We start from the raw sequence: 14,393 nt of genomic DNA, 5'->3' as shown, positions 1-14,393 counted from the left end.
GCGACCCGCATCAACGTGAGAAATGATGCAGGGCAACGGCTGAGGCGGCGGCGACGTTCAAGCTGTCGAAGTCTTTCGACATGGTGATCCGCACGGTTTGCAGGCGGGCAAGCAGGCTTTCGGGCAGGCCCTCGCCCTCGGTGCCGAGATAGAGCGCCAGGCGCTCGCCGCGCCGCGCATCGCGTATGTCGATCCGGCCGCGTGGTGACAGTGCGAACTGGTCATAGCCCCGCCGATCGAGGTCCGCCGTGAACTCCGCCGTGTCGGTGAAGGTCGCGAAAGGGACCTTGAGCGCGGCGCCGACCGAAACCCGGATCGCCTTGCGGTACAGCGGATCGCAGCATGTCGCGTCCATCAGCACCGCATCGGCGCCGAAAGCGGCAGCGTTGCGGAAGATCGAACCCATATTGTCATGGTTGGCGATGCCGACAAGCACGACGACCAGGGCGTGCGCGGGCAAGGCATCCAGCAATGAAGCGGCCGGGTGCGGGGTCCCCTTGCGACCGATGGCCAGGATGCCGCGATGCATGTGGAATCCGGCAATGGCGTCCATTACCGCACCGGCGACGACGTAGACCGGCAGGTCCGCTCGTGCCTTGCGCAGAATGTCCTCCAGGCCGCCAAGCCGGTTTTCCAGGATCAGGACCGATTCGGCGCTGAAGCGGCGCGACGACAAAAGCAGGTCGAGCACCACCTTGCCTTCGGCGACGAAGCGGCCTTGCCGGCCCGCCAGATCGCGTTCGCGGATATCGAGATAGGCAGCGACACGCGGGTCGCCTGGATCGTCGATGCGAATTGGGGCCATGTCCGCCGCTCAACAATAAAGAGCGTGGTTCGCGCGTCGGGAAAGACACACGAACCACGCTCCGGAAATCGTCAGCGAGAGAAAAGGCCGCGGCAGCGTCCGGTCAAGTCCCGGCGCGGCGCAACCTCTGCGCCATCTGGGACAGATCCTCCTTGCCGCTGCCGAAAATGCCGTCCAGCATCGCGAGCAGTTCGCGCACCGCATCGGATTTGCAGGAATAGTAGATCATCTGGCGATCGCGGCGGGTTTCCACGAGATCGAGCGCCCGCAACTTGGCCAGGTGCTGCGAGAGGGCGGATTGGCTGAGCATCACCTTTTCGGCGATGGCGCCAACCGACATTTCACCGTCGATCAGATAGCTCATGATCAACAGCCGTTTTTCGTTGCCCATCAGCATCAGAAATTCGGCGGCCGATTCGGCGTTGGCTATTAGCTTTGTCGAGACCATTGATGCCCCATGCTCTTTGCTCATCGAGGCGCCATGGGGGCAATGGGGCCTGAATCCATAAATTCACCTACGAAGGGCGCCGACGAGTCAGCGCCATGTCAAAACGTAGAACATTTCTTTCAAATCTCAAGTGTCGCTTTCGATCAAATGCAATTTAGTCTCGTCTTGTGGCTACGACGCGACCCTTCCGGCCTTGGCCATCTCAACCAGAACAGAACGCAATTCCCGTGCATTTTCCAGAGGTTGCGGGAAGAATACCCGGCAAACATTGTCCCCAGACACCAGATCCATGCCATCGGCGTCCAAACCGGCAATGGTCCAGCCATCGCCTGGTGCCTTGGCAAAATGACGGGCATAGACGGCGATCGCGTCGAGATGATCCGCATTCATGTGCTCGACGGCCGATTGTTCGCTTCCGGCGAGTTCCTCGATGATGGGTCCATCGGTGAGGAGGTCCGGCCGTTCGAGCAGATAGGCTTTGCCGAAGCCGCCGTTGAGGCTGGCGCGTTGCGGCTCGAGGCGGAAGATCGAAAAGTCGCCAAGCCCCGCATAGAGGCGGGCCTTGGGATTGCGGTTGAGATAGCGGCGCTCGGCACGCGCATGCGCCTGCGAGCCGGGCTCCAGCCGCGACGCCTGGCAGATCAACGCCAGCCGCGGATGCGCCAGCGGATCGCCTTTGCCGGGCTCGCCGAGCAGCAGGGAACAGCGCGGATCGGCAAGCAGGGCAGGCGTGTGCGCCGCGAGCATCGACACCAGGATAAGCGGCGCGCCGTCGATGTCGGTGGCGACGCCGACCCGGCTCGCCAGCGGTGCTCCGGTGTGCGGTTCCAGTACCGCCAAGGCACCGAAACGTGCGCTGCGCAAAAGCGTTTTCGCCAGCCGGATCGCCTCGGTATCGGTCTCGCGGATGACATCGTTATTTTGATTTTGCCGCATCGAAACGCTCGCCACAATTTGTCTCGCTTGTCGATGTCGCGGGCCGGCTTCGGTCCTCCGACAACAGTTCGGCTGGCGCTATTTCGGCGCCATGCGGATGGCGCCGTCCAGGCGGATGGTCTCGCCGTTAAGCATCTGGTTTTCGACGATGTGCAAGACAAGAGCGGCATATTCGGATGGTTCGCCGAGGCGAGACGGGAAGGGCACGGCAGCGCCCAGCGAATCCTGCACTTCCTGCGGCATGCCTGCCATCATCGGCGTCTTGAAGATGCCGGGCGCGATGGTGCAGACGCGGATGCCGGAACGGGCGAGATCGCGCGCCACCGGCAGCGTCATGCCGACCACGCCGCCCTTGGAAGCGGAATAGGCCGCCTGGCCGATCTGGCCGTCATAGGCGGCGACCGAAGCTGTGTTGACGATGACGCCGCGCTCGCCGCCCTGCAGCGGCTCGAGTTTCGCGGCGCGGTCGGCAACCAGGCGGATCATGTTGAAGGTGCCGATCAGATTGACCTCGATCACCTTGCGGTACTGGTCGAGCGGATGGGGTCCATCCCTGCCGATCGTCTTCACGCCAATAGCGATGCCGGCGCAATTGACCAGGATGCGCGGCTCACCCAGCTTGGCGACGACCTCGGAGAGGGCGGCGGCGCCACTGTCGGCGCTCGCGACGTCGCACTGGACGGCGATGCCGCCGATCTCGGCCGCCACCTTGGCCGCGCGTTCGATGCCGACATCGAAGATGGCGACGCGCGCACCCTTGGCGGCAAGCGCGCGAGCGGTTGCCTCGCCAAGGCCGGAGCCGCCGCCGGTCACTATCGCGATCTGGCCGTTGGGAACCATGGCGTCATCCTTCCTGTACGAAACCGGCTTGCTGTGAGAGTCGGCTTTCTCATGAAACCAGGGACGGATCAGGCCCGGATCGAGCGACAAGGTCAAGATGGAGCAGTTCGTCGTCTTGCGGAAACGGCGAACCGCGGAACTGTCGCAAAACCGAGGTCACTTTCGCGCGACGCTTAGACGTGCTCGGCGACCCTGGCCTTGTTGGCGTGACCGACCTCGCCCGTCAGCCTGGCAACCGCGCCCGGCTTGATCTCGTGCGCCAAAAGTCGATCGATGTCGACAGGCCGCGGCATCGAAATCTGGCCGCGCGGAATGCGCTTGAAGCCGAGCGGTCCGTAATAAGGCTCGTCGCCTACCAGCATCACGGCGGGTGCACCGGCCTTGGCGGCCGCCTCCAGCGCGATTGCCACCAGCCGGCGGCCAATGCCGAGATTCTTGAAGGCTGGCCGTACCGCGAGCGGCCCAAGCATCAGCGCCCGGCCGGCACCGGCCGCTATCCGTGTCATGCGCACCGAGGCGACGACGAGGTCGCCGTCGACCGCGACAAAGGACAGGGCGCGCTCGTGGCCGCCCGCCTCGCGGATCTTGTACGCGGCAAGCACGAAGCGGCCGGGGCCAAAGGCCTCGTCGTTGATGGCTTCGATTTGAGGGTCGTGCGCCGGAGTTTCCGGCAGGTATTTCACGTCGGCAAGGCTCATGGTCTTTGCGTTCCGGTAGAGGAGAAAAGGTTGCTGCAAACGGCAGCATTCGCCAGTCAGCGCTTCATCAAGCGCGGGCGCCCTTTCGTCGTCGGTCAAACCGGATCAAAGCAAAGTCCAACATGCGGAGTGTCCGCTAGCATCAATTTTCGCTCGCCGCAATCGACGCCTTCGCTGGCCCTACCGATTGACGGTCTGTTCAGTCTGGATGATTTCCGCCTCGCCGCGTCGCGCTCTACATGGAGGAGAAACGCGAAAGGACAATTCATGGGATTGCTCGTCGACGGCAAATGGCAGGACCGCTGGTACGACACAAAGAACAGCGGCGGCAGGTTCATGCGTGCGCAGTCGCAGTGGCGCGACTGGATCACGCGCGACGGCAAGCCCGCCAACGAACGGAGCCGCGGCTTCAAGGCGGAGCCCGGCCGCTATCACCTCTATGTCTCGCTCGCCTGTCCCTGGGCACACCGGACGCTGATTTTTCGCGCGCTGAAGAAGCTGGACGCCATCATCTCGATATCGGTGGTGCACCATTTCATGGGCGCCGATGGCTGGACATTCCTGGCCGAGGACGGCGCGACCGGGGACACGCTCTACGGCCTCGACTTCCTGCATCAGATCTACACCAGGGCCGATCCCAGCTATTCGGGCCGGGTGACGGTGCCGGTGCTCTGGGACAAAAAGGAACAGACTATCGTCTCCAACGAATCCTCCGAGATCATACGGATGCTCAATTCGGCCTTCGACGAATGGGGTGACGCCAGGCTCGACTTCTTCCCGGAAGCCTTGCGCGGGGAGATCGATGCGATCAACGCGCTGGTTTACCCCGCCGTCAATAATGGCGTCTATCGTGCTGGTTTCGCCACCACGCAAGCGGCCTATGAGGAGGCGTTCGACGAACTGTTTTCGACGCTCGATACGCTGGAGGATCGCCTTTCCGGGCAACGCTATCTGGTGGCTGACCGCATCACCGAGGCCGACTGGCGGCTGTTCACCACGCTGGTGCGCTTCGACCCGGTCTATGTCGGCCATTTCAAATGCAACTTGCGCCGCATCGCCGACTATCCGAATCTGTCGAACTATCTGCGCGACCTCTATCAGGTGCCTGGTGTCGCCGAGACGGTGAACCTGCACCACATCAAGGCGCACTATTACGGCAGCCACGAGACCATCAATCCGACCCGGATCGTGCCGGTGGGACCGGAAGTGGACTATGGTGCGCCGCACGATCGGGGGCGGTTCAGGAAGGCGGCGTGACCTACCAGTATGCAGACGCCGGCTCGCCTTGAAAAACCTCGGCAATCCGCCGCAGCGTTGCCGGTGTCGTGCCTTGCGGCAGGCGACCGAGCGGGAAAAAGCCGGCCTCGGCGATTTCATGGTCGGGCAGTTTCGGCGCGGTCTGGCTGAAATGCTCGATCAGGTAGAAGCCGACATGATCGCGGCGGCTGGCGCGGCGGTTGAAATGCATCGACTTCAGCGCCGGCGTGGCGGTCAGCGCGATGTTGCCCTCTTCGGCGAGTTCGCGGGCCAGCGCCTCGGCCAGTGTTTCGCCGATCTCGACGCCGCCGCCGGGAAGCTGCCAGCCCGGCACATAGGTATGGCGGATGAGGAAGACGGAATTGGTGGCGGCATCGTGGATCAGCCCGCGCACGCCGAGCGTCATCGGCCGCCGCAGCAAGAAATAGAGGTGGAACAGCCGTGCCCTCAAACCTGGCCAGCCGGCCTGGCGGAACGCGGCCTCGTCATCGGTCGCCATCAGTAGCGAAACCGTGGGTGGAAAGCGGGGCGTGGGTCGCCTATGAAGTAGGCATGTTCAGGCTCGCGCATATTTCCGATATCCATCTGGGACCGCTCCCCGATGTATCCTATCGCGATCTCGCGTCCAAGCGTGTGCTCGGCTACGTCAACTGGCAGCGCAACCGCCGCCGCCACATGCACGATGCCGTCATCGACGCCATCGTCGCCGACATCAAGGCGCAAGACCCGGACCATCTCGCCGTCACCGGCGACCTCGTCAACCTGGCGCTCGACGGCGAGATCGAGATGGCCAAACACTGGCTCGAAACGCTGGGGTCGCCGCATGACGTTTCGGTCGTACCTGGAAACCATGATGCCTATGTGCCCGGTGCCTTCGACAGGATCTGCCGGTCGTGGGCGGCGTGGATGAGCGGCGACGGTGTCAACACGCCGGTCGATCGCAATGCCTTCCCCTATCTGCGCGTGCGCGGCAATGTCGCGCTGATCGGCGTCTCGACGGCGCGCGCCACGGCGCCCTTCATGGCCAATGGTTTCTTCATGGAGGGGCAGGCGGAGCGGCTCGGCAAGATTCTCGATAACACGGCGAAGCAAGGGCTTTTCCGCGCGATCATGATCCATCACCCGCCGGTGCGGGGCGCCGTGCTCCAGCACAAGCGGCTGTTCGGCATCGCCCGATTCCACAAGATCATCCGCCGCCATGGCGCGGAGCTTGTGCTGCACGGCCATTCGCATCTGCCGTCATTGTTCCAGATCGGGGTTCGCGGTGCAAAGGTCCCGGTCGTCGGCGTCGCCGCCGCCGGCCAGGCACCGGGCGGCAAACATCCTGCCGCGCAATACAATCTGTTCGACATTGACGGCGAAAGGGGAAACTGGCGCATCCGCCTGACGCGGCGCGGCCTGACCGGACCGTCCATACCGCCTTCCGATCTGCAGAGCCTGGAACTCGGCACGGGGGTCGGCGAGGCTATGGCCGCCAGTTGAGAACCACGGCCACGAGGCGGTCCCATAACAGCGCGGCCGACACCGCCAGACCAACCAGCGCGCCAGCGACGATCAGCCCGAGGCCGGACAGGAAGGCCGACCAGCCATTGCCGTGCGTCGATGTTCGCAGCGGCGGTTCGGCTTCCGCGACCTCGGCGCGTCTCATGCCGGCGAGCGCCGGCTCGACGCCACCCTCCATCATCCTCTGGCGCTCGACGATGCGCTCGGCGACATAACGCGTCACGGAATCGGCCACCGGCTTCATCTCGGTCGATTCGGCAAGCACGACCCGGCCAATTCGGGTGTCCTTGAGGAAGCGATACGTGCGGCGGTCACGCCCCATTGCGACATGGCTGACGGCGTCGATCCACAGGCGCGGCTGCAGCCCCGAGGAGACGACAAAGTCGAAATTGTCCATGTCGGCTGGAACGTCGGCAAAGACGGGCGCGAGATCCGCGGCCAGGAGGTCAAGGCGCATGCGGTGCGCCTCGCGCATGTCGACAACGACATCGTCGCGGTCAGCGAAGGCATTCTTCACGTCACGGATGGCATCGGACAGTTTGCTTGATGGATCGATCTTCTCGCCTGCGTCCTTCATCGGCGTCTAGCCTCGCGGGTTTGGTTAACAGGCTGTTAACACAGCCGCCGGCAAAATGCACTGGCGCGATGGGGCGAGGAACGAAGGGCGTCGTCGTGCCTGAAAGGTCAACCGGTCGCGGCGCGTCTCGGGTGGAGGGGCCTGGCGCGGCGGTTCATATTGCGCTGGATGATCTTGGCGACCAGTCCAGGCGCCTCCTCGATCAGCATATGGCCGGCTTCGAGCACGTGATGCACATGAAAGTGCGCGGGAAGGTCATCCGCCTGGGTGACGGGCAACACGGCGTCGTCACTTCCCCAGGCCACCATAACCGGCATCGCCAGCCTGTCCAACTGGTCGCGTGGGATGACGCCCTGCCGGTCGCCGCTCGTCATGGCGGCGGCGATCTCGATGAGTTTCTCCACCTGCCCGGGTCGCGCGCGCATGTCCCCAAGGGAGTCCACGATGTGATCCATCGACCGCGTCAGTGGTCCTGACATCGCGACGAGGCACGCGCGGATGTCGGACGGGTCCCTTGCGGCGGCAAAGCGGCGCAACAGCGGCGCGTTGATCTCCGCGCCAAAGCCGCCAGGCGCCAGAAGTGTCAGCGATGCCACCTTGTCGGGCTCGGTCAGCGCCATCAGCGCCGCCACCGCGCCACCCATCGAGTGGCCGACCAGATGAACGCGCTTCACTGATCGCGCGGTGAGATCGGCCAGGACGGCCCTTGCCGCCACCTTGGCCAGGCCGGCACCGGGGAAATCGAGTGACAACCCGTGCCCCGGCAGATCATAGGCCAGCACGCGAGCGGAAGCCGAGAGCGAGGAAATCACCTCGCCCCAGACATCATGGCAGCCGCCGAAACCATGCAGTAGCACGATGGTCTTCGAACCGGCGCCTCGTTCGGCGGCATGAAGCGATGAAATCATGAAGCTGGAGGCTTGTTGCAGGGCTATGAAAAACGCGAGACCACGGTCAATTGTGGCTGGATTGCGCCTCGTCCAGCGCGATGGCCAGTAAAATTTTCGCGATTTGTACGGTTGATGACAGAACTCGCCGGTTAATCGACATTCGATGGTCGGTATGTACGAAATCGACAATGGTCGGCGGGACAAGCCGTCGACGTTGCTTGGTGTTAGCCAGCACTGCCGAGTCCGGCGGCGCTTAACGCGCCGACCAGCCGCTCGGTCAGATCGGGCGGATATTTCCGGTCGGTGAAGGTCGCGCGTGGGTTGGCGGCGAATTTCGGAAATTTGGCGGTCAACTCATCGAGCAATTTGCGCGCCTGCTTGTCCTGGCCGGTGATCCTGGCGCCGATCAGCCTGGCGGCAAGATAGTGCGATTTCGACGTGGTCGTTCTGAGAGCGTAGCTGGCGATTGCGGCCTTGTTCGTGTCGCCAAGCATCAATTCTCCGGCGAAGAGCCCGAAATCCCACCATGTCGGATGGCCGCTGGAGGCATCCACCGCCTGCGCCAGGATCGGCGTCCCCTCGGCATACCGGCCGGCGAAAATCAGCGCGTAGCCGTAAGCGGCGGCCATGGCGAGATCGTAGGGATTGAGGTCATAGGCCTTGCGCATCCAGCGCAGCGCCTCGTCGGCATTGCCAAGACGCGAATTGATGTAGCCGTAGGAGCGATGCGCATAAGGGCTGGTCGGTCCCATCTGCACCGCGCGGTGGGCGAATGACATCGCCTTCTCGATGGTGGCATCCGGCGGATAGGCGTAGTGGTCGTTCACGGCCTCCAGATGCAGCGAGGCGAGTTCCGAATAGACCAGCGGCGACTTGGCATCGTTTTCAGCGAGGGTCTCGAGGCAGCGATAGGCGGCCTCGTGGGTCGTGGCATTCTGGTCGAGATAGTATTTGTCGTTGAGCGTCAGGCATTGCGTCAGGGCGGTCTGAATGCCGCTCTGTTCGAGATAGCTGTAGATCGTGCCGGAAGCGGGGAGGGCGGACGTCAAGACGCCGGCTATGCTGTTCTCGACGGCGCCCGGTGCGCTGTCGGCGGCGGTCAGGTTGCGCGACAAGAGCACCCGTCCCGTCGCCACGCTCTGCAGTTCGATCATGATGTCGCCTGTGTCCGGCCCAGGCAGAATATCGAAGATGAAGCTTGTGGCATTGGTGGCCGGATCGGTCGTGTCGACCGCGTCGCGACCGATGAAGTCGATTGTATCGAAGCCACTCAGGGCGGCGCGCAGCGACGAGGCGACACGGCTGGCATCCGTGCCACTGGCCTTGACGGCGATGTAGACGAGCGGCAAAGCCTCGCTGTCGGAGGACGACGCGACGCTACCGGTCAGGCCCGCGGTCTCGAGGGTGGCTGCAAGGTCGCCCCCTGCCAGCAGCGCACCGCTGCCCTGGCGCAGGATCAAAACGCCGAGCATGGCGATGACGACGGCGATCGCCATCCAGAAGAATCTGAGATGACGTGCCACCGATGGCACCGGCGCAGCCATCGGTGCCGGCAAGGCAGCGGCCGGAATGACATTCTCGGCGGTGCCGTGTTGCGCGGATGGAGCCGCCGCTGCTTCCGCCTGGATGGCAAGTTCGGCCGTCTCCGGCAAGCGGATAGCGTTGAGCTCATAGGCCGGAACATAACCACCGCGCGGAATGGCGATGCGGACAGGCTCGGCGATACCTTCATTGGCGAAATATTGCCGCAGCAAGTCGCGCAGCCGGCCAGCCTGAACCCGCACCACCGCGTCGGTCGAAGGATCGAAATCGCCATCCTTGCCGAAGACATCCATGGCTATGGAAAAGCCCTTGAGCCTGTCGGCTTCGCCTGCCTGTTCGCGCTCGACAAGATAACGCAGCAGCTTGCGGGCGCGCTCGGATCGACCGAACGTTTCGCTGGCTAGCAGTCGCTCTAGTGTCTCGCGCACTGCGGGGGCGGCAGGCGTGGCATGCTGCAAGTGTCGATCCTCTCGAAGTCGGCACAGGTTGAGGTGCGATCATATAGTTCCCGCACCGCGGCACAAGTATACACGCATTATGCGATCGCGTACCCCACTGGACAATTTTCCCGTGGTTAACGGCCCGGCGGGTTCGGCCACGGAATGGTCGTGGGAGCCACCATCAGCCGGTCGAGGTCAAGGCCCTTGTACGGGCTTGGAAAAACGGCGGCGAGCGCGAGCTGCTCCTGACCCTCGCGCCGCCGCCCTGCCGATGCTATCGCGCCTTGCGGCCGACGATACGATTGGCGGCCGAAGTCACCGCTTCCAGCGAGGCGGCGACGATGTTGGTGTTGATGCCGGCGCCGAACAGCTTGCCGCCGGGATATTCCATCTCGACATAGGAGATGGCCGATGCGTTCGAGCCGCGCTGCATCGAATGCTCGGAATAATCGAGCACCGACATCTCGACGCCGACATGGCGCGACAGCGCATCGACGAAGCCGTCGATCGGGCCGGTACCGGTGCCTGATATCGTCATTTCCTTGCCATTGTCGAGGATGACGGCCTCGACCACGCGCCGGCCTTTCACCTCGGTGTCGGGATAGGTGTGGTGGTCGAGGAATTTCAGGCGTGCGCCCGGCTGGTCGACATAGGTTTCGAGGAAGCGCTCGTAAATGCGCTTGGCCGGCACTTCCTTGCCTTCGGCGTCGGTGATCGCCTGGATGGCCTGGCTGAACTCGATCTGCAGGTTGCGCGGCAAATTGAGGCCGTAATCGGCCTGCAGCACATAGGCGATCCCGCCCTTGCCCGACTGCGAGTTGATGCGGATGATGGCCTCGTAGCTGCGGCCGACATCGGCCGGATCGATGGGCAGGTAGGGCACTTCCCACAGACTTGTGTTGGCCTTCTTCAGCGCCTTCATGCCCTTGTTGATGGCGTCCTGGTGCGAACCGGAAAAGGCGGTGTAGACGAGCTCGCCGACATAGGGGTGACGCTCTGGGATCTTCAGCTGGTTCGAATATTCGTAGACGTCCTTCATCCGGTTGATGTCGGAGCAGTCGATGCCCGGATCGACGCCTTGCGTGTACATGTTGAGCGCCAGCGTGACGATGTCGACATTGCCGGTGCGCTCGCCATTGCCGAACAGCGTGCCTTCGACACGGTCGGCGCCGGCCATCAGGCCGAGTTCGGTGGTGGCGATGCCGGTGCCGCGGTCGTTGTGTGGGTGCAGCGAGATGATCAGGTTCTCGCGGCTGTCCAGGTTGCGGCACATCCATTCGATGCGGTCGGCATAGATGTTGGGCGTCGACATTTCGACCGTCGACGGCAGGTTGATGATCAGCTTGTTGTCCGCCGTCGGCCTGACGATCTCGGTGACGGCGTTGCAGATATCCAGCGCGACCTCGAGTTCCGTGCCGGTGAAGCTCTCCGGCGAATATTCGAAACGGTAGCCGCCGCCCGCCTTGGCCGCCATGTCGGTGATCATCTTGGCGGCGTCGGTGGCGATGCGCTTGATGCCGCCGACGTCCTTCTCGAAGACGACCCGGCGCTGCAACTCGCTGGTCGAATTGTAGAAATGCACGATCGGGTTGGTGGCGCCCTTCAGCGCCTCGAAGGTGCGGCTGATCAGTTCGGGACGGCACTGCACCAGAACCTGCAGCGACACATCGGCCGGCACATTGCCTTCCTCGATGCACCAGCGAGCGAAGTCGAAGTCGGTCTGCGAGGCGGACGGGAAGCCGATCTCGATCTCCTTGAAGCCCATGTCGAGCAACAGCGCGAACATGCGCGCCTTGCGCTCGTGGCCCATCGGATCGATCAGCGCCTGGTTGCCGTCGCGCAGGTCGACCGAGCACCAGATCGGCGCCTTGTCGATGACTTTCGAAGGCCAGGTCCGATCGGTGAGGCCGACGGTAGGATAAGGTTGGTATTTGCGGGCTGCATCCGGCATGCCGCCGGCCTGCTTTTCCGCCGGGGCGTCGCTTGCCCGGATTTCTTCTCGTGCGTTCATCGTCCTGTTCTCCCGGCGGCCCTCGCATCCGTCCGAGGCGGATGGGTAGCGAGTGGCGCCTTTACCAAATTATCGTTCGCTTGATATGACTGCCAAGGAGCATGCGCTTGCGCGGCGGTTCGACCGCCGGGCGCTCCTTCAGCGAACCCGGCGATCGCCGATAAGGCCGAGAAGAAGCAGGGTCGAGGCAAGCGCGCGCACGGTCTCGCCGGCAAAGCCGGTCTGACGGGAAGCGGTGGTGGCGCGCATATTCATGGCCGCTCTCATACAGGAGCGGCCTGTTGGAGGCAAGCGGGGCCAGCCCCTCGAATTTTATCCCTAACGCGGATGCTCTTCCCCGTGCGCCGTAAATGCGCCAGACTTGAACGGTGGCGGGGTGCCGCCGGCAGGGGGTCGTCCATGAATTTCGTGTTCTTCTCGCCGCATTTTCCCACCAACGGCGCCGATTTCTGCGACCGGCTGAAGAAGGCCGGCGCGACCGTGCTCGGCATTGGCGACGCACCCTTCGACGCTCTGGACAGCAAGCTGAAGGTGGCGCTTTCGGAATATTACCGTATCGCCGACATGGAAGACTATGACGCAGTGTTCCGGGCGATGGGCCATTTCATCCACAAATGGGGCCGCATCGACCGGTTCGAATCGCTCAACGAGCACTGGCTGGAACTGGAAGCCAATATTCGCACCGACTTCAACATCTACGGCACCAAGCTCGATTTCGTGAAGAACCTGAAGCGCAAGAGCCGCATGCGCGCCTTCTTCCGCAAGAGCGGCGTCGAGACCATCGCGCAGCGCAAATGCTCCGACCGGGCCGGCGCCATGACCTTCATCCGTCGCGTCGGCTATCCCGTTGTGGTGAAACCGGATTCAGGCTCGGGCGCCTCGAACACCTTCAAGATATCCAACGCCAAGGAGCTCGACCAGTTCTTCCGGGACAGGCCGGAGGACGTGACCTTCGTCATGGAGCAGTTCATCGAAGGGCTGGTGGTGACCTATGACGGGCTGGTCAACCGCGACGGCGAGGTGGTCCTGGCGGCCAGCCATCGCTACGACCAGAGCGTCATGGACGTGGTCAACAAGGACCGCCACATGAGCTACACCTGCTTTCCCCGGATCAGGCCTGTCGTCGAGGCGGCCGGCCGCAAGATCCTGAAGGCGTTCGACGTGCGCGAACGCTTCTTCCATATCGAGCTGTTCGAGACCAGGGACGACCGCATCATCGCGCTGGAGGTCAACATGCGGCCGCCCGGTGCCTGGATGACCGACGCGATCAACTACACGTTCGACATCGATGTCTACGCGGCATGGGCGGACATGGTGGTCAAGGACGCCGCCGGCGGCCCTTATGAGGGCAAGTATTTCACCGCCTATGCCAGCCGCAAGCGCCACCTCGACTATTTGCACAGCCATGCAGACGTGCTAGCCGCCCACCGCGACAAGATCGTCTATCATCAGCCAATAGAAGAGGTTTTCAGCCGCGCCATGGGAAATTACGCCTACCAGATGCGCTCGAAGGATCAGGCGGCGCTGCGCGAGGCGGTGGCCTATATCCACGCGGAAAAGGCTTGAGGGCATGGATATCTCCTATCACAAGGCTTTCGCCCGCAACCTCGGCCGCGACATGGAGTACAAGCGCTACGGCCATGCCGGCCGCCCTGTCGTGGTGTTCCCGACCTCGCAGGGCCGGTTCTACCAGTTCGAGGATTCCGGCGGGGTGGGGGCGCTGGCCGAGTTCATCGACACCGGCCGCATCCATCTGTTCACCGTCGACGGCATCGATTCGGAGTCCTTCTTCGCCAAGCATGTCGATGCCGCCCATCGGATCGGCCGCCACGAGGCCTATTTCCGCTATGTGCGAGAGGAGGCGCTGCCGGAATTTCTGGAAATCGCCGCGCAGGCCAATGGCGGACGGCGGCTGAAGCCGGTGTTTTCAGGCTGTTCGATGGGTGGCTACCATTCCTCGAACTTCGTCTTCCGGTTTCCCGAACTGGCCAGCGGTGTCATCTCGCTGTCGGGGGTCTATTCGGCGCGTGATTTCTTCGGCAAGGCGCTCGATGGCGACATCTTCTACAACTCGCCGCTCGATTATCTGCCCGGGATCGTCGACCCGAAATTGCTGGCGCGGCTGAAGGCGCTCAGGCTGATCTTCTGCTGCGGGCAGGGCGCCTGGGAGGAGCGCATGCTGGTCGAGACGCGCCAGCTGGAACAGATCCTGCGCGACAAGTCGATTCCCGCCTGGGTCGACTATTGGGGCGGCGACGTCAGCCATGACTGGCCATGGTGGCACAAGCAACTGGTCTATTTCTTCGGCCGCTGGCTCGACGACGATCTGATGCACAGGCTGGACTGACGTGCCTGATATTCAGGTGAGGCTGCCAGCAAACCTGTCGGCCCGCGTTGGGCGCTCGGCGTGGCGCTGCCGCTCGGTTCGCGGCGGCGGTTATCGGGG

Annotated in this window: 14 protein-coding genes; 4 read left to right on the top strand and 10 right to left on the bottom strand. The window is 63.4% G+C overall.

Translation table 11 applies throughout. The annotated features are described in order from the left end of the window. Positions 1–10: 10 nt before the first annotated feature. The 5 genes from LB556_RS03840 to LB556_RS03820 all read right to left on the bottom strand — a co-directional run bounded on the left by LB556_RS03840 (position 11) and on the right by LB556_RS03820 (position 3,727). Entirely contained in the window at positions 11–805 is a 795-nt protein-coding gene (locus tag LB556_RS03840) for a TrmH family RNA methyltransferase (RefSeq protein WP_224564029.1), read from the bottom strand. A gap of 103 nt (positions 806–908) precedes the next feature. Next, on the bottom strand, positions 909–1,253 hold the full coding sequence (locus LB556_RS03835; RefSeq protein WP_224564027.1) for an ArsR/SmtB family transcription factor: 345 nt from the start codon (positions 1,251–1,253) through the stop codon (positions 909–911). Positions 1,254–1,424: 171 nt separating this feature from the next. Next, on the bottom strand, positions 1,425–2,189 hold the full coding sequence (locus LB556_RS03830) for a HugZ family protein (protein ID WP_224564010.1): 765 nt from the start codon (positions 2,187–2,189) through the stop codon (positions 1,425–1,427). A 78-nt stretch (positions 2,190–2,267) separates the two neighbouring features. Further along, positions 2,268–3,029 (bottom strand): 3-hydroxyacyl-CoA dehydrogenase, encoded by a 762-nt coding sequence (locus LB556_RS03825; protein WP_224564007.1) that lies wholly within the window; start codon positions 3,027–3,029, stop codon positions 2,268–2,270. A 173-nt stretch (positions 3,030–3,202) separates the two neighbouring features. Continuing rightward, positions 3,203–3,727, bottom strand: coding sequence for a GNAT family N-acetyltransferase (locus LB556_RS03820; protein ID WP_224564004.1), 525 nt, complete (start codon positions 3,725–3,727; stop codon positions 3,203–3,205). Between the two features lie 267 nt (positions 3,728–3,994). On the opposite strand from LB556_RS03820, the gene LB556_RS03815 reads away from it, so the two are divergent. Beyond that, positions 3,995–4,984: a glutathione S-transferase family protein gene (locus tag LB556_RS03815; protein WP_224564001.1), complete on the top strand. Its 990-nt coding sequence runs from the start codon at positions 3,995–3,997 to the stop codon at positions 4,982–4,984. A gap of 1 nt (position 4,985) precedes the next feature. Here LB556_RS03815 and LB556_RS03810 read toward each other — a convergent pair whose 3' ends face one another. Then, positions 4,986–5,483, bottom strand: coding sequence for an NUDIX domain-containing protein (locus tag LB556_RS03810; RefSeq protein ID WP_224563998.1), 498 nt, complete (start codon positions 5,481–5,483; stop codon positions 4,986–4,988). Positions 5,484–5,536: 53 nt separating this feature from the next. Here LB556_RS03810 and LB556_RS03805 point away from each other — a divergent pair, with 53 nt between their 5' ends. Next, positions 5,537–6,466: a metallophosphoesterase family protein gene (locus LB556_RS03805; RefSeq protein ID WP_224563981.1), complete on the top strand. Its 930-nt coding sequence runs from the start codon at positions 5,537–5,539 to the stop codon at positions 6,464–6,466. Here the strand turns inward: LB556_RS03805 and LB556_RS03800 are convergent. The 4 genes from LB556_RS03800 to leuA form a co-directional block, all read right to left on the bottom strand. After that, positions 6,450–7,064, bottom strand: a complete 615-nt coding sequence (locus tag LB556_RS03800; RefSeq protein WP_224563978.1) for a hypothetical protein — start codon at positions 7,062–7,064, stop codon at positions 6,450–6,452. The genes LB556_RS03805 and LB556_RS03800 overlap by 17 nt on opposite strands. 107 nt (positions 7,065–7,171) lie before the next feature. Beyond that, complete coding sequence (locus LB556_RS03795; RefSeq protein ID WP_224563975.1) at positions 7,172–7,972, bottom strand: alpha/beta fold hydrolase; 801 nt, start codon at positions 7,970–7,972, stop codon at positions 7,172–7,174. 206 nt (positions 7,973–8,178) lie between these two features. Further along, the gene (locus LB556_RS03790; RefSeq protein WP_224563972.1) at positions 8,179–9,954 is read right to left on the bottom strand and encodes a tetratricopeptide repeat protein; all 1,776 of its coding nucleotides are present in this window, start codon (positions 9,952–9,954) and stop codon (positions 8,179–8,181) included. A gap of 256 nt (positions 9,955–10,210) precedes the next feature. Beyond that, positions 10,211–11,947 carry a 2-isopropylmalate synthase gene (gene leuA, locus LB556_RS03785; protein ID WP_224563969.1) on the bottom strand — a complete coding sequence of 579 codons (1,737 nt, stop codon included), beginning with the start codon at positions 11,945–11,947 and terminating at the stop codon, positions 10,211–10,213. A gap of 399 nt (positions 11,948–12,346) precedes the next feature. Here leuA and LB556_RS03780 point away from each other — a divergent pair, with 399 nt between their 5' ends. Together LB556_RS03780 and LB556_RS03775 are read left to right on the top strand one after the other, a co-directional pair. Further along, the gene (locus tag LB556_RS03780) at positions 12,347–13,513 is read left to right on the top strand and encodes an ATP-grasp domain-containing protein (RefSeq protein WP_224563966.1); all 1,167 of its coding nucleotides are present in this window, start codon (positions 12,347–12,349) and stop codon (positions 13,511–13,513) included. 4 nt (positions 13,514–13,517) lie between these two features. Next, positions 13,518–14,294, top strand: a complete 777-nt coding sequence (locus tag LB556_RS03775; RefSeq protein WP_224563962.1) for an esterase family protein — start codon at positions 13,518–13,520, stop codon at positions 14,292–14,294. The last annotated feature ends 99 nt before the right edge of the window (positions 14,295–14,393 follow it).

This window comes from Mesorhizobium sp. ES1-4, assembly GCF_020164745.1.
GTDB lineage: Bacteria > Pseudomonadota > Alphaproteobacteria > Rhizobiales > Rhizobiaceae > Mesorhizobium.
Note: the sequence above shows the minus strand (reverse complement) of the source record. Positions and strands in the feature narration are given on the sequence as shown.

Excerpts from the sequence above, each read along its gene's own strand:
- LB556_RS03840 (WP_224564029.1), bottom strand. The coding sequence starts at position 805 with ATGGCCCCAATTCGCATCGACGATCCAGGCGACCCGCGTGTCGCTGCC.
- LB556_RS03835 (WP_224564027.1), bottom strand. The coding sequence starts at position 1,253 with ATGGTCTCGACAAAGCTAATAGCCAACGCCGAATCGGCCGCCGAATTT.
- LB556_RS03830 (WP_224564010.1), bottom strand. The coding sequence starts at position 2,189 with ATGCGGCAAAATCAAAATAACGATGTCATCCGCGAGACCGATACCGAG.
- LB556_RS03825 (WP_224564007.1), bottom strand. The coding sequence starts at position 3,029 with ATGGTTCCCAACGGCCAGATCGCGATAGTGACCGGCGGCGGCTCCGGC.
- LB556_RS03820 (WP_224564004.1), bottom strand. The coding sequence starts at position 3,727 with ATGAGCCTTGCCGACGTGAAATACCTGCCGGAAACTCCGGCGCACGAC.
- LB556_RS03815 (WP_224564001.1), top strand. The coding sequence starts at position 3,995 with ATGGGATTGCTCGTCGACGGCAAATGGCAGGACCGCTGGTACGACACA.
- LB556_RS03810 (WP_224563998.1), bottom strand. The coding sequence starts at position 5,483 with ATGGCGACCGATGACGAGGCCGCGTTCCGCCAGGCCGGCTGGCCAGGT.
- LB556_RS03805 (WP_224563981.1), top strand. The coding sequence starts at position 5,537 with ATGTTCAGGCTCGCGCATATTTCCGATATCCATCTGGGACCGCTCCCC.
- LB556_RS03800 (WP_224563978.1), bottom strand. The coding sequence starts at position 7,064 with ATGAAGGACGCAGGCGAGAAGATCGATCCATCAAGCAAACTGTCCGAT.
- LB556_RS03795 (WP_224563975.1), bottom strand. The coding sequence starts at position 7,972 with ATGATTTCATCGCTTCATGCCGCCGAACGAGGCGCCGGTTCGAAGACC.
- leuA (WP_224563969.1), bottom strand. The coding sequence starts at position 11,947 with ATGAACGCACGAGAAGAAATCCGGGCAAGCGACGCCCCGGCGGAAAAG.
- LB556_RS03780 (WP_224563966.1), top strand. The coding sequence starts at position 12,347 with ATGAATTTCGTGTTCTTCTCGCCGCATTTTCCCACCAACGGCGCCGAT.
- LB556_RS03775 (WP_224563962.1), top strand. The coding sequence starts at position 13,518 with ATGGATATCTCCTATCACAAGGCTTTCGCCCGCAACCTCGGCCGCGAC.